Origin of the sequence: Burkholderia sp. B10 (assembly GCF_004368385.1) — a bacterium.
Taxonomy (GTDB): domain Bacteria; phylum Pseudomonadota; class Gammaproteobacteria; order Burkholderiales; family Burkholderiaceae; genus Burkholderia; species Burkholderia vietnamiensis.
This window is the reverse complement of the sequence record NZ_PQMX01000046.1, coordinates 17,075-40,762: the sequence shown is the minus strand read 5'-3', so window position 1 is coordinate 40,762 and position 23,688 is coordinate 17,075. Positions and strand designations below refer to the sequence as shown.

Genomic DNA, 23,688 nt, shown 5'->3' with positions numbered 1-23,688 from the left:
TTAAATTGGGGCGGAGGCCGAATTATCAAGTGCGCGCGGCGTTCAGCCCTTCAGCGTCTGCTCCAGCACGTGCAGCTCGTGGTTCAGCTGCGCGTCCTTGCCGCGCTCGTCGGCGATCTTGCGCACCGCGTGCAGCACGGTGGTGTGATCGCGCCCGCCGAACAGCTCGCCGATCTCGGGCAGGCTCTTCTGCGTCAGCTCCTTCGCCAGGTACATCGCGATCTGCCGCGGCCGCGCGATGTTCGCGGGACGCTTCTTCGAATACATGTCGGCGACCTTGATGTTGTAGAAGTCGGCGACGGTCTTCTGGATGTTCTCGACCGAAATCTGCCGGTTCTGCACGGTCAGCAGGTCCTTCAGCGCTTCCTTGGTCAACTCGATCGAGATCTCGCGGCCGTGGAACTTCGAATACGCGAGGATCTTGCGCAGCGCGCCTTCGAGCTCGCGCACGTTCGAGCGCAGATGCTTCGCGACGAAGAACGCGACGTCTTCCGACAGGTTCACGCCTTCGGACTGCGCCTTGCGCATCAGGATCGCGACGCGCATTTCCAGCTCGGGCGGCTCGATCGCGACGGTGAGGCCCGAGTCGAAGCGCGAGATCAGGCGATCGTCGATGCCCGAGATCTCCTTCGGATACGTGTCGCTGGTGATGATCACCTGCGCCTTGTTCGCGACCAGCGCCTCGAACGCGTAGAAGAATTCCTCCTGCGTGCGCGACTTGCCGGAGAAGAACTGGATATCGTCGATCAGCAGCAGGTCGAGCGAGTGGTAGTAGCGCTTGAAGTCGTCGAACGCCTTGCGCTGATACGCCTTCACGACGTCGGACACGTATTGCTCGGCGTGGATGTAGCGGATCCGCGCGCCGGCCTTGTCGAGCAGCAGCTGGTTGCCGATCGCATGGATCAGATGGGTCTTGCCGAGGCCGACGCCGCCGTACAGGAACAGCGGGTTGTACGAGATCCCCGGGTTGTGCGCGACCTGGATCGCGGCGGCGCGCGCGAGCTGGTTCGCCTTACCGGTCACGAAGTTGTCGAACGTGAGCACCGGGTTCAGCTTCGAGCGCTCGTACATCGAATCGGCTTCGGCGCCGTTTGCCGGCGCGGCGCCGGGGCCCGGGCGCCAGGTGCGGCGGCCGGCCGCCGCTTCGTGCGCGGGCAGGCTCGGCAGGTCGATGTCGGCGTCGTCGCCGTGCAGGTGGTGTGCGGCGGCCGCCGACGGCGTCAGCGGCACGTCGGCCGGCGCGCTCGGCGCGGCCGATGCATGTGCGGTCAGGTTTGCGGCAATCGCGGCGACCGCCGCGGCGGGGCCGTTCGGCGTGAGCGGCATGCGCGGCGCGGCCGGAGCGACGCCCGCGGGCGCGCCGCGCATGCCGGCCTTCGGATCGAGGACGAACTGGACTTCGATCGGCGTGTTCCAGAATTCACGGGCCAGATCGGCGATGCGGCCCGAAAACTGGCTCTTGACCCAGTCCAGCTTGAAGCGGTTCGGCGCGGCGATGGACAGCGTGTTCGCCGACGCATCGAAGGCCACCGGGGCCAAGGGTTTGATCCACGTCACGTATTGCTGCGGCGTCAGCTCGCGCTCCAGCAGTGCGGAACAGTGTTGCCAGAAATCGTTCATCAAGTAGCTGTCGTTTTTTGCGTGCACAGGGCAGCTCGCCGGCGCCCTTGTCGCGGTCGCGTGACAAGGCCCGAAGCGGTCGTGCGAGCGTGCGTCGGGCGCCTGCGTCACAGTGGCGGACGGGCAGGCGAACACCGAAGCGGCGTGCGGGATTCTTGGAGATAAGGCGAGATTCTAACGCCAAACGCAGCCACAGCGGGACTTATCCACAGGCTGCGGCTGTGGGGTGCGGGGCCGGATCGGAACGGGCCGGCACAGGCGGACGACTCGTAAAGTATTGACCGTCAAGAGAAAAACGGTTTAAATAGCGGGTTCCGCGAAAACCAATCCTGTATTCCCGGCGATTGCGTTCGCCCGAATGCCTACGGTTAAGGGCACGCGGTCCCCTGAATTTCGACATTCTCGAACAAGTGAGAACATCATGAAACGTACTTACCAACCGTCCGTGACGCGCCGCAAGCGCACCCATGGCTTCCGTGTCCGCATGAAGACTGCAGGCGGCCGCAAGGTCATCAACGCTCGCCGCGCGAAGGGCCGCAAGCGCCTCGCCATCTAAGGCAGGTTGCGCGCTGTGTCCGCCGTCCGCAGTGCCGCGGAAGGTGCCGTCGAGCCGGGTGCGAATCCGTCGCAGACGAAAGCCGCCTTCCCGAAAGCTGCGCGACTTCTGAAAACGGATGAATTTTCATCCGTTTTTCGTTTGCGCCCCTGGCGGCGCTCCGCGCACTTCGTGATCTACGGCAAGCCGACCGGCCAGCCCGCCCGTCTGGGGCTCGTCATCGGCAAGAAGTATGCGCCGCGTGCAGTGACCCGCAACCTCGTGAAGCGGCTGGCGCGCGACGCGTTTCGCCTGCGCCGGGCCGAATTCGCCGGCTACGACCTGCTGCTGCGGCAGCACACGCGCTTCGACAAGAAAGCGCTGCCGAGCGCGGCGTCCGCCCCGCTCGCGGCGATGTGCGCGGCCGAAATCCGCGAGTTGCTCGACAGGGCGGCCCGGGAGATCGCGCGCCGGGCGTCGAAGCCCGCGTCCGAGTGACGCATCCGTCCGTGGTGCGGCGTGCGCGTCCGCCCGGCCGGTTTTGACGCGGCGTCTCACGGCGCCGCCCAAGGTATGAAAACGGTATTGATCGCGTTGCTGCGCTTCTACAAGGTTGCCGTGAGCCCGATGCTCGGCGACCGCTGCCGTTTTTATCCTTCCTGTTCGGATTACGCGCGCGAGGCAATCCAGTATCATGGCGCCGCGCGCGGCACGTATCTCGCCGTCAGGCGCGTGTGCCGATGCCATCCGTTTTCCGCGGGCGGCATCGACCTCGTCCCGCCGCCCAACTCCGACATTCGCGCTCGCGGCGAAGCCGACGCGCGGTCCCATCGACTCTGAGACAACGCATGGATATCAAACGCACCGTCCTATGGGTGATCTTCTTCATGTCAGCTGTCATGCTGTACGACAACTGGCAGCGCGACCATGGACGCCCGTCGATGTTCTTCCCGAGCGCCACGCAGACGGCCCCCGCGGCCGCGAGCGGCGCATCGGGCACGGGCGCGACGACGACCGCAGGTGAAGCGCCCGCCGCAGCGGCAGCCGGCGCCGCGCCGGCGACGACGGCACCGGCCGCGCAGGCGCAGCTCGTGAAGTTCTCGACCGACGTGTACGACGGCGAAATCGACACGCGCGGCGGCACGCTCGCGAAGCTCACGCTGAAGAAGCAGGGCGACGGCAAGCAGCCGGACCTGTACATCACGCTGTTCGACCACACGGCCGGCCACACGTATCTGGCGCGCACGGGCCTGCTCGGCGGCGATTTCCCGAACCACAACGACGTCTACACGCAGCTGAATCCGGGCGCGACGTCGCTGACGGGCGACCAGAACACGCTGAAGCTGTCGTTCGAGTCGCCGGTGAAGGGCGGCGTGAAGGTCGTGAAGACCTACACGTTCACGCGCGGCAGCTACGTGATCGGCGTCGACACCAAGATCGACAACGTCGGCACCGCGCCGGTCACGCCGACGGTCTACATGGAGCTGGTGCGCGACAACACGGCGGTCGAAACGCCGATGTTCTCGCATACGTTCCTCGGGCCGGCGGTCTACACGGACGCGAAGCACTTCCAGAAGATCAACTTCAGCGACCTCGACAAGAACAAGGCCGACTACGTGAACTCCGCCGACAACGGCTGGGTCGCGATGGTGCAGCACTACTTCGCCTCGGCATGGATTCCGCAGCAGGGCGTGAAGCGCGACATCTACGCTGAGAAAATCGACCCGTCGCTGTATCGCGTCGGCGTGAAGCAGCCGGTGGCCGCGATCGCGCCGGGCCAGTCGGCCGACGTGCAGGCGCGCCTGTTCGCCGGTCCGGAAGAAGAGCGCATGCTCGAAGGCATCGCGCCGGGCCTGGAGCTGGTGAAGGACTACGGCTGGGTGACGATCATCGCGAAGCCGCTGTTCTGGCTGCTCGAGAAGATCCACGGCGTGGTCGGCAACTGGGGCTGGGCGATCGTGCTGCTGACGATCCTGATCAAGGCCGTGTTCTTCCCGCTGTCCGCCGCGAGCTACAAGTCGATGGCGCGCATGAAGGAGATCACGCCGCGCATGCAGGCGCTGCGCGAACGCTTCAAGAGCGATCCGCAGAAGATGAATGCCGCGCTGATGGAGCTGTACAAGACCGAGAAGGTGAATCCGTTCGGCGGCTGCTTGCCGGTCGTGATCCAGATCCCGGTGTTCATCTCGCTGTACTGGGTACTGCTCGCGTCGGTCGAAATGCGCGGCGCGCCGTGGATTCTGTGGATTCACGACCTGTCGCAGCGCGATCCGTTCTTCATCCTGCCGGTGCTGATGGCCGTGTCGATGTACGTGCAGACGAGCCTGAACCCGACGCCGCCGGACCCGGTCCAGGCGAAGATGATGAAGTTCATGCCGATCGCGTTCTCGGTGATGTTCTTCTTCTTCCCGGCCGGCCTGGTGCTGTACTACGTCGTGAACAACGTGCTGTCGATCGCGCAGCAGTACTACATCACGCGCAAGCTCGGCGGCGCGAAGAAGAAGCCGGCCTGACGGCCGTCGCACGCGCGGGCGGCCCGCCCGGTCGCGATGCACGTAAAAAAACCGCATGGAGCGATCCATGCGGTTTTTTGTTTTGGGTGCGGCCGGTGCGGGTTCGGCTGCTGACGTTCAGGCCTTTTTCGCGTCGGCTTTCGCGTCGCCGCCGTAGAACTGCTCGATCAGTTCCTGAACGAGGTAGCGCTGATGCGGCGCCAGCGCCTCGATCTTCGACGCGAGTTCGATCGTTTCCGCAGTCGGCGGATAGCGCTCGTCGCGCGGCAGCGGTTGCGGCGTCGCGTGCTCGTTTAGGCTCGGCGACGGCCCGTAGTGCAGCCAATGCAGTTCGACGCGCAACCAGCTGGCCAGCGTTTCGAGTTTGTCCGGCGTGGGAATCGTGCGGCCCGTCAGCCATTTGTGCGCGGTTTGCGGCGAAACCGGCTGCTCGCCGCGGTGGCGCAGATTGAAGCGGTTCGCGAGTTCCGTCGCGCCAGTGACCTTCTCCGGGCTGCGCCGCAGGGCGAATTTCAGGCGTTCCGAGAACGCAGCTTTTTCTTCGGGTGTCGGCATGGGGTGATTGTGCAATTCCCCTGTTACTTATCAGACAACCGTATGGGCTAAAGATAGCCTGTTCAGACGAATCCCATCCTGTCGACGTATGCGCAATGGAATTGGGGACCCGAGCGGTCGCCCGTTGTGGTGGGCAGACGTGTCCGAAACAAGCAGGCTAGGTCAGGCTGTGTTGGTACTCGACTTATCCCTGGCGGGATAAATTCGGCCGAGTTCGAGGCCCACGCAACGGGCGGTGGCATGAGGGCCGGCACGCTACAATGCCGGCGTCCTGCTGCCCAAAGTGTTGTACGGGCGCAGCATTCACCGTCCGCTCACCAGATTCATCCGACTCCCATGCTCGCTACCGATTCCGATCCGATCGTCGCCATTGCCACTGCCGCCGGCCGGGGCGGCATCGGCGTCGTCCGCGTGTCGTTCGGGCGCGGCGGCGAGGCGGCCGCGCAGGCGTTGAGCGACGCGTTGTGCGGGCAGCGGCTCGCGCCGCGCCACGCGAGCTACGTGCCGTTCGTCGACGCGCATGGCGCGCCGCTCGACCGCGGGATCGCGCTGTATTTCCCCGCGCCGCATTCGTACACCGGCGAGCATGTGCTCGAGCTGCAAGGTCATGGCGGGCCGATCGTGATGCAGCTGCTGTTGCAGCGTTGCCTCGATGCCGGCCGCGGCTTCGGGCTGCGGCTCGCGGAGCCGGGCGAATTCACGCGTCGCGCGTTCCTGAACGACAAGCTGGACCTCGCGCAGGCCGAGGCCGTCGCCGATCTGATCGAAGCGAGTACCGAGGCGGCGGCGCGCTCGGCGGGCCGCTCGCTCGACGGCGCGTTCTCGCGGCAGATCCATGCGCTGGTCGAAGACGTGATCACGCTGCGGATGCTCGTCGAGGCGACGCTCGATTTCCCCGAAGAGGAAATCGACTTCCTCGAGGCGGCCGATGCGCGCGGCAAGCTCGCGAAGATCCGCGAGCAGCTCGCGCATGTGCTCGGCGACGCGCGGCAGGGCGCGCTGCTGCGCGAGGGCCTGTCGGTGGTGCTCGCGGGGCAGCCGAACGTCGGCAAGTCGTCGCTGCTGAACGCGCTCGCCGGCGCGGAGCTGGCGATCGTCACGCCGATCGCGGGCACGACGCGCGACAAGGTCGCGCAGACGATCCAGGTCGAAGGGATTCCGCTGCACATCATCGATACGGCCGGCTTGCGCGAGACCGAAGACGAAGTCGAGCGGATCGGCATCGCGCGCACGTGGAGCGAGATCGAGCGCGCCGACGTCGTGCTGCATCTGCTCGATTCGCGTACGGGGATGACGCCGGAGGACGAGACGATCGCCGCGCGCTTTCCGGACGGCGTGCCGGTCGTGCGCGTGTTGAACAAGACCGACCTGACCGGCGTGCCCGCGTGCGTCGAGCATCCGGCGGCGGCAGGCGATCTGACGGAAGTGCATCTGTCGGCGAAGCGCGGCGACGGCATCGACATGCTGCGCGCGGAGCTGCTGCGGATCGCCGGATGGCAGGCGGGCGCCGAAGGCGTCTATCTGGCGCGCGAGCGGCATCTGATCGCGCTGCGCGCGGCGCAGGAACATCTGGCGCAGGCGGCCGATCACGCGGAGCAGCGCGCGCAGTCGCTGGATTTGTTCGCGGAGGAGTTGCGGCTCGCGCAGGAGCAGCTCAATGCGATTACGGGGGAATTTACGTCGGACGATCTGCTGGGGGTGATTTTCAGCAGGTTTTGTATCGGCAAGTGACCGGTTCCGAGGCCGGCTGCTGCGAGCCAATCGCCGGCCTCGGCCCGCCGTGCCGCTCAGGTCCGCCGCGAAGCGGCCGGACCTTCACGCAATCAATCCCAATGACGATGGTGATGGTAATACCCGTCACCGTAATACCCGCCACCATCAGGCACCACGATGCAGCCGCTCAACAGCACGGCTACACCGGCAATCAGCAAAAGGGTTTTCTTCATCGTGCTCACCTGCGCGGATTCGAGATGAATCGAGCATAGCGAGCGCGGTCGGCACCGGCTGTAAGCGATCGTTTCGCCGAACCGCAATCGGTAACGGCGGATTATTCCGGTCACATTGACCGTAACAACTGCGATTCCTCCGACGTTTTCACCCCATCACCACGCAGTTGCGCCCCGCATCCTTCGCGCGGTACAGCGCGCCGTCGGCGGCTTCGATCAGCGCATCGGGCGTCGACAGTTCATCGGCCGACACGGTCGCGCAGCCGATGCTGACGCTCACGCGCCCCGTCGGCGACGAGGGCATCGGCAGGTCGAGCCGCAGCACGGCTTCGCGTGCTTCGTCGGCCACGATGCGCGCCCCGCGCGCGCCGGTGTTCGGCAGCACGATCGCGAACTCTTCGCCGCCGTAGCGCGCGACGATGTCGGCCGGCCGCCGCACCGCGCCCGCCAGCGCCTGCGCGACCGCGATCAGGCACGCATCGCCCTTCACGTGACCGAACGCGTCGTTGTATGCCTTGAAGTGATCGACGTCGACCATCAGCAGCGACAACGGCTCGCTCTGCCGCCGCGCCTGCAGAAACAGCGTATGAAAATGATCGTTGAAGTGACTGCGGTTGAACGCGCCCGTCAGCCCGTCGCGTGCCGATGAGCGCACGAGCGTCGTGTGGGCCTCGAACAGCTGCTGATACAGCTTCGTCACTTCCCAGGCGAGCACGCAGACCAGCACGCCGGGCGTGAACATGCTGAACACGCGCGCGAGATACCAGCCGACCGTGAAGCGATGAGTCGTCAGCAGATTCAGCGTCGTGTCGGTGACGCAGGCGAGCATGGCGATCGCGAGCCACAGGTCGAGCGTGGTGCGCAACCGGCCGGCCGCCAGCACCGTCACCAGCGCGAGCGCATTGGCGATCCACACCGCGAGCCCGATGCCGTTCACGGGCAGCAATGCGGCGGCGTCCGGCGGTTGCAGCGCGGGCGGCAACGCCACGTTCAGCGCGAGCACACCGAGCAGCGCCGCCGCGACGGCCGGTCCGCCGACCAGGACGAGCGCCCACAGGCGCGTCTGCGCCGCGCCGACGGGCACGCGCGTGAACCGCTCGCGCGCGACCAGCGCGGCCATCACGAAGCACGGGAAGCCGGTGTGCCAGAAGACCCACATCCACGCGGCGCTTTGCGGGCGCGCGCCGAGCAGGCCATGCGGCGCGAACACGCCGGGGAAGGTGAGCAGCTGCAGCGCGACGGCCAATGCGGTGAACGCGTAAGCGCCGCCGAGCGCACCGAGCACGGGCTGGCGCGTGACGGTGAATTGGGCGCCGAGGAAGAACGCCGCGATGCTCGCGGTGGTGAACACGGTGAGCGCGCACATCGGCATGAACGGCTCGACGGCCGGCAGCGCGACGTTCGCCTGCGGCACGGCGATCGCGAGCGCGAGCACGATGACGAGCGCCGTCAGTGCGCCGAACCACAGCTGACGGCCCGTCGTATGCTGGATCAGGATGCCATCCATCGCGCCCCCTGCGCTCTCGTGCCGGAACGCCCGGCTCGATGCCGGGCGCGGCCATGCATCCGGCCGCGGTGCGACGGGTGCGGCCCCGATCCTATCGCGTTATTGGTGCGCGCTCAAACGCCCAGGCCCGGCCCGTAGTTGCCGGCGACCAGACGGGTGACTTCGTCGACGCTCGCGTAGTCCTGTTCCGGGAGGCCATCCAGCATCGACAGCACTTCGTTGCTCGCGCCGGCGTCGCGCGCGGCGTCGACGAGCGCATCCTTGTTCGCCGGGTAGCGAACGGTCGCGAGCACGTCGGCGATCTGCAGGTCGATCGCTTCGGCGGGGATATCGTGGGAAGGCAGAACAGGTTTGTCGTTCACAGCGGAGTCTCGTGGGTTGAGCGGCAATGGGTGGTCATGAGGGCACGGCAACGGCGCCCGCATCGCTGCGGCCGACCGGCAGCCGGACGCAAACCGCACGGCGAGCGATTCAATGGCCGCGCCGTACGCGACGCCACGGATGTTTCCAGTCGATGTGCGGCGCGTTCTCGTCGCGCGGATGCTGGCGCCGGTGTTCCTGCCACAGTTCATCGGAGAACAGCGCGGCCACGATCACGAGTGGCAGTACGAGGAAGATGCCGAGTATGACTTGCTCGATCACGATAGCCTCCGTGCAGTGGCAGGAACCGTCCTATCCATTCTAGGCTCTGAGCTTCACCCGCGGTCAACTTCTTACAGTGCGGAACGCGGCGTTAGAACGTCGCGTCTCAGCGGCGTTTCGCGCGTACGCGGGCATCGAAAAGGAAACCAACATGCAACTCCAGAACGACAAGCACACGCTCGCGCTACGGCCGCTCGAGCGCCAGGATCTGCGCTTCGTACACGAATTGAACAACGACGCGAAGATCATGCGCTACTGGTTCGAGGAACCGTACGAAACCTTCTCCGAACTGTCGCAGCTGTACGATCGCCACGTGCACGATCAGCGCGAACGGCGTTTCGTCGCGGTCGATGCACGGGACGACCTGGTCGGCCTCGTCGAGCTGATCGAGCTCGACTACATCCACCGCCGCGGCGAATTCCAGATCATCATCGCACCGCAATGCCAGGGCCGCGGGTACGCGGGGCAGGCCACGTGGCTTGCGATCGAATATGCATTCAAGGTGCTGAACCTGCGCAAGCTGTACCTGATCGTCGATACGTCGAATGCGGCGGCGATTCACGTGTACGAGAAATGCGGATTCCAGCACGAAGCGGAATTGAGGGAAGAATTTTTCGGAAACGGGTCTTATCACAACGCGTTTCGGATGTGCATCTTCCAGCGGGACTATTTCGAACGGCAGCCGGCCGACTGAATAAGCGTCGGTAAAAGCGGAAAATGGGCGGCGGCGGATGGACCGCCTGCGCATGCGGGAAAATACGGATAAATACGCGCGCGCTTATAGCTGGCATTTTTCTTGTTACCGGATTTTGTGCTGCGGCAGCGCGATAAATTCATATCGTTGCCCGCGACTTTATGTGCGTTGCACCAATCAGGTCGGGCGACTGAAATGAATTATCCAAACCGTTCAGGCGGCGCGGCGTAATTCGGCTGAAAGGGTTGCTGGATAACGCGGCAGGCGGGGCGCCGCGGCGTCGCGCTCCGTGCCGGAAAATCCGGCACCCGGCCGCGAACCGCCAAAAATCGGGTGCGCGGCGGGTGCGACAATACGCCGCTATTGCGATCGCACAACAAATGTGCTTGCTATCGCTTGCCGGTCTTCTAAAGTGAAAAACGCGGGTGCGCGATCACCTTTAAACACATAGCTAAACCAGGCTGGCGCCCGCAAGCATGGAGACAGAACATGATGAAGCGAACCGGTATTCTTTTTGCGGTCGTCGGCGCATTTTGCGCGGTGTCGGTGGCTCAGGCCGGCGGCGATTCGGCCGTCAAGCCGACGCAGGAAATCCAGCTGACGAAGAATGCGTGGGGTTGCCTGTCGAAGGACAATCTGGACTCCGTACTGAGCCACGAGCGTGACGGCCAGTCGCAGGCGAAGCAGCAGTACTTCGACGACTACCGTTGCCTGTCGGTGCCCGAAGGCCAGCGTTTCCGCGTGGTGTCGGTCGACCAGGGCGACGTGCAGTTCGTCAGCGCCGAGAACAGCGATCAGCAAGGCCTCTGGACCGACTCGCGCTTCGTCAAGCAGTAACCGCACGCGTTCCTCTCGCACCCGCACGCCGGCGCCGCAGCGTCGGCGGCGCGGCTCGACCACGGCCCGGTTCCCGCCGGGCCGTCGTGCTGTGACGCTGCCGCCCGGCGACGCACGCCGCGCATTCGGTATCATCACGACCCGACCGAACCGAATGCCCGCCCGGGCCGCATCCGCATGGCGCTGAAATCCACGATCTACAAAGCCGAACTGCAAATCGCCGACATGGATCGGCATTACTACGCCGATCACGCGTTGACGGTGGCCCGTCACCCGTCGGAAACCGACGAGCGGATGATGGTGCGCATCGTCGCGTTCGCGCTGTTCGCGCACGAGCGCCTCGAATTCTGCAAGGGGCTGTCGGACGTCGACGAACCGGACCTGTGGCAGAAGGACCTCACGGGCGCGATCGACGTATGGATCGAGGCCGGCCAGCCGGACGAGCGGCGCATCGCGAAGGCGGCCGGCCGCGCCGGCCAGGTCACGGTGATCGCGTACGGCGGCAAGACCTCGGACATCTGGTGGCAAGGCGTGCGCAGCAAGGTCGAACGGCTGCGCAACGTGCAGGTGCTGTCGCTCGACGACGGTGTCGCGGCAGCGCTCGGGCGCCTCGCGGAGCGCACGATGCGCCTGCAGTGCACGGTGCAGGACGGCGCCGCCTGGATCTCGAGCGCCGACCACGATCCCATCGCAGTCGAATGGACGGTGCTGAAGGCGCGCGGCGACGCGTGACGGCCGACGCCTAGCCGTGGGCGGGAGGCGGCCCCTTGAACTCGAGCATGTTGCCTTCGGGATCGAACAGATAGATCGACGGCCCGTAGCCGCCGGCGCCGTAGCGTTCGGCCGGCGTGCCGGGGCGCGCGCCATGCGCGGCGAAATGCTCGATCAGCGCGTCGGGGTCGAACGGCTCGACGCGCAGGCACAGATGGTCGAGATTGCGGCCGGTGCTGGGCGGGCCGCTGTCGGGCCGGTCGATCGGGCCGCCGACCGACAGCAGGTCGATCAAGGCATCGCCGGCGCGTAGCTGCACGAGGCCGAGATCGGGTTGTTCCTTCTCCACGTGGCAGCCGAGGGCGTCGCAGTAAAAGCGCGTCATGGCGGCCATGTCGGCCACGCGCAGCACGACGTGATCGATCGCGCGGATGGTCGGTTTCATGAGCGGGCACTCCTTCGCGAATGGCGTGCACCGAGTGTAGACCGCGCCCACGACGGCTGCCGGCGCGCGGCCCGATCGCCGGACGAAAAAAAGCCCGCTCACGCAATGCGGAGCGGGCTTAATCCATATCAGGAGGAGACATGGAGGAGACAGTTCCAACTATACACACGGTCATGGTGCGTTGCAATATTCTGAGTGCAAAAAAGCCGTCAGGACGGCGATTTGTCGCAGCCGCATTGCAACAAAACGGTGACGCGGTGATGACTAAAGTGCTGCCATAGAAGCGCCTGCCCGATTTTTTCGTCGCACTGATCGTCGGCGATGCGCCCCGATTTTCGGCGCGAATCACAGAGCAAGATCCGGGGCGCGACGGCCGGCGCCGATGTCTAGAGTAGGCACCGTCTACACTGGAAGGTGCGAGGTTCAGATGAATACCCCCTATTCGACCGACGATTCCCGCTGGGCCGCCGTCACCACGCGCGACGCGCATGCGGACGGCACGTTCTTCTATGCAGTGCGCACGACCGGCGTGTTCTGCCGCCCGAGCTGTGCGTCGCGGCTGCCGCGGCGCGAGCACGTTTCCTTTTTCGCCGATCCGGCCGCCGCGCGCGCGGCGGGCTTCCGCCCGTGCAAGCGCTGCCGGCCGGAGGGCTTGCCGCGCGAGCTCGAAATCGTCGACCGCGCGTGCGCGGTGCTCGACGCGCATCCGGAGCGGCTCACGCTGCAGCAGTTGAGCGACGCCGTCCACCTGAGTCCGTTTCATCTGCAGCGGCTGTTCAAGCGGGTGGTCGGCGTGTCGCCGCGGCAGTACCAGGCCGCGCAGCGCGGCGCGGCGTTGCGCGACGCGCTGCAAAGCGGGCAGCCGGTCACGCAGGCGGCCGTCGACGCGGGCTTCAATTCGCCGTCGCGGCTCTATGCGTCGGTGCCGCGCGAGCTGGGGATGGCGCCGTCCGCGTTTCGTCGCCAGGGCGCCGGCCTGCGCATCGACTATGCGAGCGCGGCCACGCCGCTCGGCATGGTGCTCGTCGCCGCAACCGCACAGGGCATTTGCCGCATCGCGTTCGGCGACGAGGCGGCGCCGCTCGTCGCCGAGCTGAAGCTCGCGTTCGCGCGCGCCGAGCTGGTCGAAGCACCGTCGCGCGTCGCACCGTTCGTTGCGCAGATCCGCGCGTACCTCGACGGCACGCGCCACACGTTCGACCTGCCGCTCGACATCGCGCCGACCGCGTTCCAGCAGCGCGTGTGGGAGGCGCTCACGCATATCCCGTACGGCGAAACGCGCAGCTATTCGGACATCGCCGAAGCGCTCGGCGCGCCGCGCGCGGTACGCGCCGTGGCGGCGGCCTGCGCGTCGAACCCGGTCGCGCTCGCGATTCCATGTCATCGTGTCGTGCAGAAGGGCGGCGCGCTCGCCGGATATCGGTGGGGCGTGCGTCGCAAGGCGACGCTGCTGGCGGCCGAGGCGCGCCATGCGGGTGCCGATGAAACCGAGGTCATCGAGGAGGGCAACGCAGTTTGAGCATCGAACAGACCACGCTCGCGGCGAGCGAGTGCGATAGCGGTGATAGCGGCGACCGCGGCGGCGCGGTGCCGTCGCCCGCGCGGCTGGAGCTGCGCTTCAACGCGCCGTACGACTGGGCGCGCGTGCTGCGGTTCTTCAGCGGCCGCGCGATTCCGGGCGTCGAGCAGGTCGCCGACGGCGTTTATCGTCGCGTCGTCGACCTGAACGGCGACGCGGGCCGGCTCACCGTGTCTAAGCATCCGCGCCGGCATTGCCTGATTGCGACGGTCGACGGCGCGGCTGCGCGCCATGTCGATGGCGCGTTCGCGCGCCGTGTCGCATCGATGTTCGACCTCGCTGCCGATCCGGCCGCGATCGGCAGCGGGCTCGCGCGCGATCCGTGGTTCGCGCCGCTCGTCGACGCCGCGCCGGGGCTGCGCGTGCCGGGCGCATGGTCGGGATTCGAGCTGGCGGTGCGTGCGATCGTCGGCCAGCAGGTGAGCGTGAAGGCCGCGACGACGATCGTCGGGCGGCTCGTCCAGCGCGCCGGCGAGCGTGTCGTGCGGGACGACGGGACACCTGACGACGACGGCGCGCCGGCATGGCGTTTTCCGACGCCCGACGCGCTTGCCGCGTGCGATCTCGTGAAGATCGGGATGCCCGGCAAACGAGCGGCCGCGCTGACGGGCATGGCGCGCGCAGTGGCGGACGGACACGTGCCGCTCGACCCGGCGCATGCGGACCTCGCGACGTTGCGGCGCGCATGGCTCGAGCTGCCCGGCATCGGGCCGTGGACCGTCGAGTACATCGCGATGCGCGCGTGGCGCGATCCGGATGCATGGCCGGCGTCCGATCTCGTGCTGATGCAGTCGATCGCCGCCCGCGATCCGTCGCTCGACCGGCTCGCGAGCCAGAAACGCCGAACCGAAGCGTGGCGGCCGTGGCGCGCGTATGCGGCGCTTCATCTGTGGAACGACGTGGCTGACCGGGCGGGAGGCGCGCGCGGGGGATGACGCTCGCGGCGGTTGGTGGGCGGATGCGACCGGCGAGCGACGTCGCGCAGTCGGTATCGGCGCGGTGTGATTCGCTTCGGGGTGCGCGTGGGGGCGGCGTGCCGAGGCTCTAACGACGTGGGTAAGATGCGGGCGGCGAGTAGGTGCCGTGCGGTGGCATCTGCACCAACACATAGCAGCCCCAGCCCACCGCAGTAACCGTCTGCATCGCGGGCGTGATCATGGTCGAGGTGCGCCAGCAGCGAGGTGGGCGGGGCAGCGCCAGCAGCGACGGCACCAAGGCACCGGTTCCACCTCTTCGCGCCGCATCCTGCACCGCGCAATCCTCCCGACGAAAGCCGCGCGAGGGCCGCGCCCGGCGTTATAGCGGATGCTCGTCCGCGCCAGCGGCAATCGCCGCGATCGCCCGCGCGGCGGCCCGCTGCAGGCGGCCGGGCCGGCCGTGAGCCACCTCAAGCGCGTGTGTCGGCGAGATGTTAAAGTGCCCGCTACCAATGAAGCGACCCATAATCCAGCCGGCCCGCGCGGCACTCTGCGCGCGGCCGTCACGCACTTGCGTCTCCATGCCGAACACCATGACTCACCGCCAGTCCGAACTGCTGCTGAATCGTCTCGACGCGCTGAGCTCGGGCCCGACGCGGCAGCATCTGCCCGACGGCCTGCGCGGCATCGAAAAGGAAAGCCTGCGCGTGACGCGCGACGGGATGATCGCGTTCACGCCGCATCCGCGCGCGCTCGGTTCGGCACTCACGCACCCGTCGTTGACCACCGATTACTCGGAAGCGCTGATCGAGCTGATCACGCCGGCCGAAAGCGACGCGTCGCTGACGCTCGCGCGCCTCGACGATCTGCATCGCTACGTGTATGCGTCGCTCGACGACGAGATGCTGTGGAACGAGTCGATGCCGGGGCTGCTGCCGGCCGACGACGAAATCCCGATCGCCGACTACGGCACGTCCAACATCGGCCGCCTGAAGACGGTGTACCGCCGCGGCCTCGCCTATCGCTACGGCCGCACGATGCAGTGCATCGCCGGCATTCACTACAACTACTCGCTGCACGAGGAAGTGTGGCGGCGCCTGCATGCCGAAGAAGGCTCGACGGCCACGCTGGTCGACTATCAGTCCGAGCGCTATCTCGCGCTGATCCGCAATTTCCGCCGCCGCAGCTGGCTGCTGATGTACCTGTTCGGCGCGTCGCCGGTGCTCGACACGCGCTTCCTGCGCGGCAAACCGCACCGGCTCGACACGTTCGATGCCGACACGCTGTACCGGCCGTATGCGACCAGCCTGCGGATGAGCGATCTCGGCTACTCGAACACGACCGCGCAGGCCGCGCTGCACGTCGACTACAACACGCTGCCCGGCTATCTCGACGCGCTGTCGAAGGCGGTCAGCGAGCCGTATGCGGCGTATGAGGCGATCGGCACGCATCGCGACGGCGAGTGGATTCAGATCAACACGAACGTGCTGCAGATCGAGAACGAGTTCTACTCGACGATCCGGCCGAAGCGCATCACCTATTCGGGCGAGCGTCCGCTGCATGCGCTCGCGTCGCGCGGCGTGCAGTACATCGAAGTGCGGTGCCTCGACATCGACCCGTTCGAGCCGACCGGCATCGCGCTCGACACCGCGCGCTTCATCGACGCATTCCTGCTGGCGTGCGCCCTCGACGACAGCCCCGCGCTCGACTGCGATGCGTACAAGGAAGCGAACGCGAACTTCGGCAGCGTGACGATGGACGGGCGCAAGCCCGGGCTCACGCTGACGCGCGACGGCCAGCCGGTCACGCTGCAGGCATGGGCCGACGACCTGATGGCCGATATCGAAACCGTCGGGCGCCGTCTCGACGAGATCCGCGGCGGCGACGAGCATGCGCGCGCGATCGCCGCGCAGCGCGAGAAGCTGGCCGATCCGGAACGCACGCCGTCGGCGCGTGTGTTGCGCACGATGCGCGAGAACGGCCAATCGTTCCTCGCGTTCGCGCTCGCGCAAAGCGAAGCGCATGCGGCCCATTTCCGGGCGAACCCGCCTTCGGCGGAGGCGATGCGCGCGGAGCAGGCGCTCGCGGCGAAGTCGCTGGCCGAACAGGCCGAACTCGAAGCGAAGGAGGCCGGGTCGTTCGATGCGTTCGTCGCCGCCTATCGCGCTTATACGCTGAACCGCTTCAGCGTTTGATGGCCGCAGCCGAAGCTGCCGTCCGTCGCGGTTCACGCGCCGGCGGCACCTGCTTCAGTGATGCGCGTACGTGCTGCGATCGACCACGGCCGGCGTAGCCGGCTTGCCCGCTTCGACGCTCGCATGACCGTCGTTGCCGTGGCCGGCGGCGTCGGCGCGGGCCTGGGCGGCGCGCTGCATGACGGCCTGCATGTTCTCCGGAAAGTCAGGGCTGCTGACGAGGCTCGGCCGGTAGCCGGCCGCCTGTAGCTCGGCGAGTTCCTGGCGTACCTGGGCGCGCGTCAGCGTCGACTCGGCGTGGGCAGCGAGCGCCGGGCCGATCAGCAGCAACGCGCAGGCCGCAAGTTTCAGGTTTTTCATCGTGTCTGCTCCGTGAAGTTTCCGGAGCCGCGTCGTCGCCGGCGCGGGCGGAATCGATGCAGCGAGTCTAGGCTTCGGAGCCCAAACGAAACATCCCGCTCGCCGTCACGCACCTTTTCCCGCTGTGCAACATTGCTCGGACCCTTCGCCGACGCCCGCGCAACGATTCGGACGCGCATCGGGCTTGCCCTCCTTGTACAAGCGCGACCGGCCTCCTAACCTCATTTGAGCGACCGGTCGGTCGGCCTTGCCGCATGGTTGCATGCGCAAGCGTCGGCCGGGCGTAGCGGCCGCCGAATGTACGTCTGGTACTGGATCGGAGACACGACACACGATGAATCCCACCGCAGCCCTGCCGCCCGGCATCCTGTTCGTCCAGCCGTTGACGCCCGTCGCCGACTCGCTGCTCCTGTCGTTCGTCGTCGCGGTGATCCCGATCGCCGTCGCGCTGATCGCGCTCGGCGTGCTGCGCCGGCCCGCGTGGCAGGCGTCGCTGGCCGGCCTCGTCGCCGGCCTCGCCGTCGCGATCGGCGCGTGGGGCATGCCGGCCGGCCTTGCGTTCAACGCGGTGGGCGCAGGCATGGCGCTCGCGGTCGTGCCGGTGATGTGGATCGTGTTCAATGCCTTGCTGCTGTACAACATCGCGGTGAAGTCGGGCCGTTTCGACCAGTTTCGGCAGTGGATGCTCGACAACCTGCCCGACGATCGTCGCCTCGTGCTGCTCGTCGTCGCGTTCTCGTTCGGCTGTCTGCTCGAAGGGATTTCCGGGTTCGGCACGCCGGTCGCGATCACCAGCGCGCTGCTGATCGCGCTCGGCTTCCCCGCGCTCGAAGCGCTGACCTACACGCTGGTGTTCAACACGGCGCCGGTCGCGTTCGGCGCGCTCGGCGTGCCGATCACCGTGCTCGGCGCGGTCACGTCGCTGCCGCCCGCGACGCTCGGCGCGATGGTCGGCCGGCAACTGCCGTTCTTCGCGCTGCTGCTGCCGTTCTACGTGGTCGGCGCATACGGTGGGCTGCGCTCGATCGCGAAGCTGTGGCCGGCGCTGCTCGTGTCGGGCGGCAGCTTCGCGATCGCGCAGTTCGTCACGTCGAATTTCCTCGGCTACCAGCTCACCGACGTGCTGTCGTCGCTCACGTCGCTGATCGTCACGATCGGCTTCCTGCAGCTGTGGAAGCCGCAGCCCGATCCGCAATACGCGCTCGCGCGCAGCGTGCCGGCCACGGCCGGCGCCGCGCGCGCGGGCTTCGGCGGCTGGCTGCCGTGGCTCGTCGTGTCGGTGGTCGTGATCTTCTGGGTACACGCGAACATCGCGGCGATCGGCGACGTCAAGATCAAGTGGCCGGGGTTGCACAACGCCGTGTTCGTATCGCTGTACCACAAGCCGTATGCGGCGATCTGGGACTTCCAGCCGCTCGGTACGGGCACCGCGATCCTGGTGTCGGCGATCATCACGGCACTGCTCACGCGCACGGGCATCGGCGCGTTCTTCGAATGCGTGGTCAAGACCTGGCGACAGACGTGGATCGCGATCGTCACCGTGATGATGATCGTCGGGCTCGCGTACCTGCTGAACTACTCGGGCATCAGCTACACGCTCGGTACCGGCGTCGCGTCGACCGGCGCGCTGTTTCCGCTCGTGTCGGCGTCGCTCGGCTGGATCGCGGTGTTCCTGTCGGGCAGCGACACGTCCGGCAACGCGCTGTTCGGCAATCTGCAGGTCGTTGCGGCCCGGCAACTCGGCCTCGATCCGGTGCTGATGGCCGCGACCAACTCGTCGGGCGGCGTGATGGGGAAGATGATCTCGCCGCAGAACATCGCGACGGGCGTGTCGACGACCGACCTGAAAGGGCAGGAGGGCGTAGTGTTTGCGCGCACCTTCTGGCACAGCGTGATCCTCACGCTGCTGCTCGGCGTGCTCGTGTTCCTGCAGCAGCACGTGCTGACGTGGATGATTCCGGCGTTGCCGAAGTAGGGAGGCGGGCGACGTTGGCGTGAGCAGACGTTTGGAAGGCGCAGGCGAGTGCGAGGATGGCGGCGGGCGTTTGCTGTCGCAATATCGATGAACGCGATCGGGATTTCGAACAGTAGCGACTATGCGTTGCCGTCGTCGGTCTGCACGAATCATTTCCATCACATCGCGGGCTTCATCACGGAGCTGGAGGCCGGCAGCGTGAACGTGCGCGAAGTGCCGGGCTACCGGCTCGAATTGACGCACTTCGGCGACGACGAGGGTTCGGGCCGCTCGGCTACAAGGAGGGCGCGTAGGAGGCGACGAAGAGCTTCACGAAGCCGAGGACTTATTCGTTGCCGCTGTAGGCGGGAGCCGGTGATGTGGTCAGGCGCGTGCGCCAATGCGCCCGCTGCGAGTGGTTCTTCATCGATCGCGGCCGCGGCGCCGGCCGCCGCTGATGCGACATGCGCACATGCGGCAACCGCGCAAAGGTGGAGGCATTCAGGCTGCGGTGAAGCGTGCGGCGCGCCCCATCCGTCATTCGACGATTTCGTGCAGTCGCGGTTCGGGCCACAGCGCGCTGGCCGCGACCAGCCCGGCGACGAACAACGGTGCGCCGATCGCGAACAGAATTGCGGTCACGCTCCACCGGTCCCAGAACTGGTCGATGATCGCGCGTTCGGGCGCGACGGGGTCGTACAGCACGTTGACGCGTTCGCCTTCGTACAGCCGCGGATGCGGGGAGGCCGAGCTTTGCTCGAAGGTCACCGCGCGGCCGCTGTCGGTCGTGAACGCGACGCTGACGGAATCGAGCGACGCGCGGTTGCGGGACGCGCCCGCGGGTTCGGCGATCTCGACGACGTGGCCGGTCGAATGCGCGTAATGGCGGGCGGCCTGCCACTGGCGCAAGCCGGCAGCGCCGGCGCCGGCCATGAACGCGGTGCCGAGCGCGAGCGGAATCAGCACGATCGCGATGTTCCATCGCCGCCGCGCGGCGTCCCGGGCCGATGCGGCGAACGGGGCGCCGGGGCGGCGATTGCGGCGCTCGTCCACGTACAGCACGCAGCCGATCGCGAGCGACACGACCGCGAGCAGCGCCGGCACCGCGACCGGCGACCAGCGTTGCGCAAAATCGTCGATCAGCGCGGGGCGGTTCGGATGGGCGGGATCGACCAGCACGTCGACGTTCTCGCCGATGTCGTAGGCCGGGACGGCCGACGCGGTGTCGCCGGCGACTTCGCGTCGGCGGCCGTCGCTCGCGAGATACGCGACGATCGGGCGATAAGCGCGCATCGCGTCGCTGTCCTGCACGATGCGCACGATGGTGCCCGATGCGCGGAGCAGCCCGCCGGTCGCGCGGCTCGCGGTAACGGCGAGCGCCGCTGCGATCACGAGCAGCGCGATTCCGAGCGCGAATGCAACGAGCGCGTCCTTACGCAGCATGACCGGATCCGCGACGTGCGTCATGTAACGGGGGCGGATGCGATCGGGTGGATAGCGCGCTTCGACCCGCGCGCCGATTTGTGCGTGACCATGCCCTCTCAATGGTCGCGTCTGGTTCACATGCTTCCATGTCTGACGTCCCATGCTCTCTCAGTGCCGGCCGCGATGCGGCGATCGTCGTGCCGGTTATGTGATTTTTGTCGGACGATTCTAACGGAAAGGTACTGCGGCGGGGCGCGCGGAGAGGCCGATGGGCGGCCGGAATGGAAAAAGGCCGGTCAGCTTGCGCTGACCGGCCTTTTGAATTCCTGGTGGGGCGTGAGTGACTCGAACACTCGACCTACGGATTAAGAGTCCGCTGCTCTACCAACTGAGCTAACGCCCCCAACAGAAGAAAGATTATGCACGGGTATTTCATCCTTGGCAAGCCCTTTCTGCAAATTTCCCCAAAATATTTCGTCACCGTGCGTGCGGCTGCCGGCGCGCTGCCAAGTGATCGCAGTTGGCCCGCTCCCGGTATGATGACGTCCATCTGTTGCGCGGTGGTCGCGCAACATTCTCTGGACATTCGAAGATGGACGAAAACGCAGTCCGCGAATTGCTGGACCGCCTGCTGGCCCCGTGGGTCCGCTCGCTCGGCCTGGTTCCCGTGTCGATCGGCGACGACAGCGTCACGATGCGTCTGCCGTTTTCCGGCGAATTCCGCCATTCGGGCGGCATCATCTGCGGCCAGGTCTTCACCGCCGCCGCCGACACCGCGATGGTGGTCGCGATCTCGGCCGCGCTCGGCGAGTTCCGGCCGATGACCACCGTCTCGCTGAACACGAATTTCATGCGTCCGGTGCGCAAGGGCGACGTGCTGGTCACCGCGCGCGTGCTGCGAATGGGCCGCAACCTCGTGTTCGGCGAAGTCGAGCTGTTCGACGAGGACGGCAAGATGGCCGTGCACGCAACGTCGACCTACGCGCTGGTCAGCTGAGCGGCGCGATGTTCGACCAGATCGTGTTCGCGGGCGGCGGTAACCGCTGTTGGTGGCAAGCCGGCTTCTGGGACGTCGCGCAGCCGGCGCTGGCGCTGCGCCCGCGCGTGATCGCCGGCATCTCGGCCGGTGCGGCCACGGCCTGCATGCTGTATACACGCGACGCCGCGTGGGTGATGCGCTATTACGAGCAAGCGCTGCGCCACAACCGCAAGAACGCGTACTGGGGCAACCTGTTCCGCCGCGAGCCGGTGTTTCCGCACTATCGGATCTATCGGCAGGCGCTGCTCGACATCTACGGCGAGCCGTTCGCGCGGCTCGCGGACGCCCCGGAGATCCGTATCGGCGTGTCGCACGTGCCGCGCTGGCTCGGCGCGCGCAGTGCGGTGGCCGCGGGCCTCGTCGCGTACAACATCGAGAAATACGTGCGCAAGACGCTGCACCCGACGCTCGGGCGCGCGCTCGGCTTTCGCCCCGAATTCGTGCGCGCACAGGCGTGCGCGACGGTCGACGATCTCGCTGACCTGATCCTGCAGTCGTCGTGCACGCCGCCGTTCACGCCCGTGCTGCGGCGCGACGGCCGGCCGGTGCTCGACGGCGGGATGGTCGACAACGTGCCGGTGGGCGCACTCGACACGTCGCCGGGCGACGTGCTGGTGCTCGTCACGAGGCTGTATCCGCGCCCGCAGATGTTCACGGTCGCGCACGGCGACCAGCGGCGGCTCTATATACAACCGTCGAGCAAGGTGCCGATTTCGAGCTGGGATTACACGAGCCCGTCGCAGATGCGGCACGCGTACGACCTCGGGCGCCGCGACGGCGAGCATTTCCTCACGCGCGTCAGCGCGATGACCGGCGGCCGCGTGGCCGCCTGAAGCCATGATCGGACAGAGAAGCCGCGCCGCGGGCGCGGCGGTGCCGGTCAGCGCGCGCGGCGCGGCGTCAGCGCTTCCGGATTGACGACGCTCGACAGGTCGCCCTGGTCGAACGCGAGAATGTTCCTGAACGCCGCGCTGAAATACAGCTCGTAGCTCTCACGTTCGACGTAGCCGATGTGCGGCGTGCAGATCACGTTCTCCATCCGCAGCAGGCTGTAGCCCTGCAGGATCGGCTCGCTCTCGAACACGTCGATCGCGACCATCCCCGGCCGGTTGTGCGACAGCGCGTTGACGAGCGCATTTTCCTCGAGCAGCTCGGCGCGGCTCGTGTTGACGAGCAGCGACGTCGGCTTCATCCGCAACAGGTCTTCCTGCTTGACGATCCCGCGCGTGTCGTCGTGCAGCCGCAGGTGCAGCGACAGCACGTCGCTCTGCTCGAACAGCGCCTCGCGGCTGTCGGCGGCCGTGTAGCCGTCGGCGCGCGCGGCCTCGAGCGAGTGCTCGCGGCCCCAGATCAGCACGTTCATCCCGAACGCCTTGCCGTAGCCGGCGACCAGCCGGCCGATCTTTCCGTAGCCCCAGATGCCGAGCGTCTGGCCGCGCAGCACCTGGCCGAGCCCGAAGTTCGGCGGCAGCGCCGACGTCTTCAGGCCCGACTGCTGCCACGCACCTTGCTTGAGGTTGGCGACGTATTGCGGAATGCGGCGCTGGGCGGCCATCACGAGCGCCCACGTCAGTTCGGCCGGCGCCACCGGCGAGCCCGTGCCTTCGAGCACCGCGATGCCGCGATCGGTACACGCTTCGAGGTCGATGTGGCTGGAGATGCGGCCGGTCTGGCTGATCATCCGCAGATTCGGCAGTTTTGCGAGCAGTTGCGACGAAATCGGCGTGCGTTCGCGAATCAGCACGAGCGCCTCGACTTCCGCCAGCCGGCTCGCGAGTTGCCCCAGGCCGCGCACCGTATTGTTGAAGACCTTCACGTCGTGCTCGGCGAGCATCTCGAAGCAATTCAGCTTGCGGACGGCGTCCTGGTAGTCGTCGAGGATGGCAATTTTCATGTTCAGCAGGGAAGTCGCGCGTTGAAAGCAGCGGCCGCGGCGCGCGGGGCGCGCCCGTGCCGCCCGGCCGGGGCCGACATGATGCTACGCCGGCACACGGCATGGGGTCTTTTTAACAGGTTGTTACGCTCCGCCGCAATCGGCGTCGGTCGCAGCAGGGTGCGCTGCTGTGTCGCATCAGACATGTCCTTTCTGATTCGGCCCGTTTCGCGGACGACGTTCACCTAATTGTTGTCGAGATCAGAATAATTGGATCATCCATTCGCAATCGGTGAGGATTTTTGCCCATTTTTATCGTCAACGCGGCAGTTGTTGAGCAA

The 23,688-nt window shown here is 66.8% G+C and carries 25 protein-coding genes, 1 tRNA gene and 1 pseudogene; 15 read left to right on the top strand and 12 right to left on the bottom strand.

The annotated features are described in order from the left end of the window. Positions 1-42 precede the first annotated feature (42 nt). Positions 43-1,620 (bottom strand): chromosomal replication initiator protein DnaA, encoded by a 1,578-nt coding sequence (gene dnaA, locus C3Y15_RS21615; protein ID WP_011882715.1) that lies wholly within the window; start codon positions 1,618-1,620, stop codon positions 43-45. A 421-nt stretch (positions 1,621-2,041) separates the two neighbouring features. Between dnaA and rpmH the strand changes: the two genes are divergently transcribed. The 4 genes from rpmH to yidC all read left to right on the top strand — a co-directional run bounded on the left by rpmH (position 2,042) and on the right by yidC (position 4,668). After that, on the top strand, positions 2,042-2,176 hold the full coding sequence (rpmH, locus tag C3Y15_RS21610) for a 50S ribosomal protein L34 (protein ID WP_004198824.1): 135 nt from the start codon (positions 2,042-2,044) through the stop codon (positions 2,174-2,176). Between the two features lie 15 nt (positions 2,177-2,191). Continuing rightward, positions 2,192-2,653 (top strand): ribonuclease P protein component, encoded by a 462-nt coding sequence (gene rnpA, locus C3Y15_RS21605; protein ID WP_011886458.1) that lies wholly within the window; start codon positions 2,192-2,194, stop codon positions 2,651-2,653. A gap of 75 nt (positions 2,654-2,728) precedes the next feature. After that, the gene (gene yidD, locus C3Y15_RS21600; RefSeq protein WP_011886457.1) at positions 2,729-2,995 is read left to right on the top strand and encodes a membrane protein insertion efficiency factor YidD; all 267 of its coding nucleotides are present in this window, start codon (positions 2,729-2,731) and stop codon (positions 2,993-2,995) included. An 8-nt stretch (positions 2,996-3,003) separates the two neighbouring features. After that, positions 3,004-4,668, top strand: coding sequence for a membrane protein insertase YidC (yidC, locus tag C3Y15_RS21595; protein WP_069246365.1), 1,665 nt, complete (start codon positions 3,004-3,006; stop codon positions 4,666-4,668). Between the two features lie 117 nt (positions 4,669-4,785). Here yidC and C3Y15_RS21590 read toward each other — a convergent pair whose 3' ends face one another. Beyond that, entirely contained in the window at positions 4,786-5,223 is a 438-nt protein-coding gene (locus C3Y15_RS21590; RefSeq protein WP_034192444.1) for a transcriptional regulator, read from the bottom strand. Positions 5,224-5,559: 336 nt separating this feature from the next. Here C3Y15_RS21590 and mnmE point away from each other — a divergent pair, with 336 nt between their 5' ends. Then, complete coding sequence (gene mnmE, locus C3Y15_RS21585) at positions 5,560-6,954, top strand: tRNA uridine-5-carboxymethylaminomethyl(34) synthesis GTPase MnmE (protein ID WP_014723892.1); 1,395 nt, start codon at positions 5,560-5,562, stop codon at positions 6,952-6,954. A gap of 92 nt (positions 6,955-7,046) precedes the next feature. Here the strand turns inward: mnmE and C3Y15_RS32565 are convergent, their stop codons facing one another. From C3Y15_RS32565 to C3Y15_RS31825, 4 genes are all read right to left on the bottom strand, one after another. Further along, on the bottom strand, positions 7,047-7,169 hold the full coding sequence (locus tag C3Y15_RS32565) for a hypothetical protein (RefSeq protein ID WP_256976788.1): 123 nt from the start codon (positions 7,167-7,169) through the stop codon (positions 7,047-7,049). A gap of 148 nt (positions 7,170-7,317) precedes the next feature. Continuing rightward, the gene (locus tag C3Y15_RS21580) at positions 7,318-8,676 is read right to left on the bottom strand and encodes a sensor domain-containing diguanylate cyclase (protein WP_045578674.1); all 1,359 of its coding nucleotides are present in this window, start codon (positions 8,674-8,676) and stop codon (positions 7,318-7,320) included. A 113-nt stretch (positions 8,677-8,789) separates the two neighbouring features. Continuing rightward, positions 8,790-9,038 (bottom strand): DUF2795 domain-containing protein, encoded by a 249-nt coding sequence (locus tag C3Y15_RS21575; RefSeq protein ID WP_034192447.1) that lies wholly within the window; start codon positions 9,036-9,038, stop codon positions 8,790-8,792. Positions 9,039-9,147: 109 nt separating this feature from the next. Further along, a complete protein-coding gene (locus tag C3Y15_RS31825) occupies positions 9,148-9,318 on the bottom strand; it encodes a hypothetical protein (protein WP_006489933.1) in 171 nt (56 codons plus the stop codon). Positions 9,319-9,469: 151 nt separating this feature from the next. Here C3Y15_RS31825 and speG point away from each other — a divergent pair, with 151 nt between their 5' ends. From speG to C3Y15_RS21560, 3 genes are all read left to right on the top strand, one after another. Beyond that, entirely contained in the window at positions 9,470-10,012 is a 543-nt protein-coding gene (speG, locus tag C3Y15_RS21570) for a spermidine N1-acetyltransferase (protein WP_069246364.1), read from the top strand. Positions 10,013-10,501: 489 nt separating this feature from the next. Next, complete coding sequence (locus C3Y15_RS31820) at positions 10,502-10,849, top strand: hypothetical protein (RefSeq protein WP_011886449.1); 348 nt, start codon at positions 10,502-10,504, stop codon at positions 10,847-10,849. 177 nt (positions 10,850-11,026) lie between these two features. Further along, positions 11,027-11,581, top strand: coding sequence for a YaeQ family protein (locus C3Y15_RS21560; RefSeq protein WP_014723888.1), 555 nt, complete (start codon positions 11,027-11,029; stop codon positions 11,579-11,581). Between the two features lie 10 nt (positions 11,582-11,591). Here C3Y15_RS21560 and C3Y15_RS21555 read toward each other — a convergent pair whose 3' ends face one another. Next, a complete protein-coding gene (locus C3Y15_RS21555) occupies positions 11,592-12,005 on the bottom strand; it encodes a VOC family protein (protein ID WP_059894367.1) in 414 nt (137 codons plus the stop codon). A 427-nt stretch (positions 12,006-12,432) separates the two neighbouring features. On the opposite strand from C3Y15_RS21555, the gene ada reads away from it, so the two are divergent. Both ada and C3Y15_RS21540 read left to right on the top strand, forming a co-directional pair. Next, the gene (gene ada, locus C3Y15_RS21545; RefSeq protein WP_014723886.1) at positions 12,433-13,524 is read left to right on the top strand and encodes a bifunctional DNA-binding transcriptional regulator/O6-methylguanine-DNA methyltransferase Ada; all 1,092 of its coding nucleotides are present in this window, start codon (positions 12,433-12,435) and stop codon (positions 13,522-13,524) included. 68 nt (positions 13,525-13,592) lie between these two features. Continuing rightward, the gene (locus C3Y15_RS21540) at positions 13,593-14,519 is read left to right on the top strand and encodes an AlkA N-terminal domain-containing protein (RefSeq protein ID WP_106919345.1); all 927 of its coding nucleotides are present in this window, start codon (positions 13,593-13,595) and stop codon (positions 14,517-14,519) included. 361 nt (positions 14,520-14,880) lie between these two features. On the opposite strand, the gene C3Y15_RS31815 is transcribed toward C3Y15_RS21540, so the two are convergent. Then, positions 14,881-15,096, bottom strand: a complete 216-nt coding sequence (locus C3Y15_RS31815) for a hypothetical protein (protein WP_014723884.1) — start codon at positions 15,094-15,096, stop codon at positions 14,881-14,883. On the opposite strand from C3Y15_RS31815, the gene gshA reads away from it, so the two are divergent. Continuing rightward, positions 15,083-16,696, top strand: a complete 1,614-nt coding sequence (gshA, locus tag C3Y15_RS21530) for a glutamate--cysteine ligase (protein WP_059463422.1) — start codon at positions 15,083-15,085, stop codon at positions 16,694-16,696. The genes C3Y15_RS31815 and gshA overlap by 14 nt on opposite strands. A 54-nt stretch (positions 16,697-16,750) precedes the next feature. Here gshA and C3Y15_RS21525 read toward each other — a convergent pair whose 3' ends face one another. Beyond that, the gene (locus C3Y15_RS21525) at positions 16,751-17,056 is read right to left on the bottom strand and encodes a DUF4148 domain-containing protein (RefSeq protein ID WP_011886443.1); all 306 of its coding nucleotides are present in this window, start codon (positions 17,054-17,056) and stop codon (positions 16,751-16,753) included. A gap of 334 nt (positions 17,057-17,390) precedes the next feature. On the opposite strand from C3Y15_RS21525, the gene C3Y15_RS21520 reads away from it, so the two are divergent. Next, on the top strand, positions 17,391-19,031 hold the full coding sequence (locus tag C3Y15_RS21520; protein WP_011886442.1) for an L-lactate permease: 1,641 nt from the start codon (positions 17,391-17,393) through the stop codon (positions 19,029-19,031). 93 nt (positions 19,032-19,124) lie between these two features. After that, a pseudogene (locus tag C3Y15_RS21515) lies at positions 19,125-19,324 on the top strand (aldehyde dehydrogenase family protein); the annotation flags it as partial. A 223-nt stretch (positions 19,325-19,547) separates the two neighbouring features. Here C3Y15_RS21515 and C3Y15_RS21505 read toward each other — a convergent pair. Further along, positions 19,548-20,597, bottom strand: a complete 1,050-nt coding sequence (locus C3Y15_RS21505) for a DUF3592 domain-containing protein (protein ID WP_059558760.1) — start codon at positions 20,595-20,597, stop codon at positions 19,548-19,550. Between the two features lie 165 nt (positions 20,598-20,762). Then, positions 20,763-20,838: transfer RNA gene (locus tag C3Y15_RS21500), tRNA-Lys, on the bottom strand. A gap of 189 nt (positions 20,839-21,027) precedes the next feature. Between C3Y15_RS21500 and C3Y15_RS21495 the strand changes: the two genes are divergently transcribed. Then, positions 21,028-21,432, top strand: coding sequence for a PaaI family thioesterase (locus tag C3Y15_RS21495; RefSeq protein ID WP_011886440.1), 405 nt, complete (start codon positions 21,028-21,030; stop codon positions 21,430-21,432). An 8-nt stretch (positions 21,433-21,440) separates the two neighbouring features. Next, complete coding sequence (locus C3Y15_RS21490) at positions 21,441-22,307, top strand: patatin-like phospholipase family protein (protein ID WP_011886439.1); 867 nt, start codon at positions 21,441-21,443, stop codon at positions 22,305-22,307. A 47-nt stretch (positions 22,308-22,354) separates the two neighbouring features. Here C3Y15_RS21490 and C3Y15_RS21485 read toward each other — a convergent pair whose 3' ends face one another. Further along, positions 22,355-23,368, bottom strand: coding sequence for a D-2-hydroxyacid dehydrogenase family protein (locus tag C3Y15_RS21485; RefSeq protein WP_034192453.1), 1,014 nt, complete (start codon positions 23,366-23,368; stop codon positions 22,355-22,357). Between the last annotated feature and the right edge of the window lie 320 nt (positions 23,369-23,688).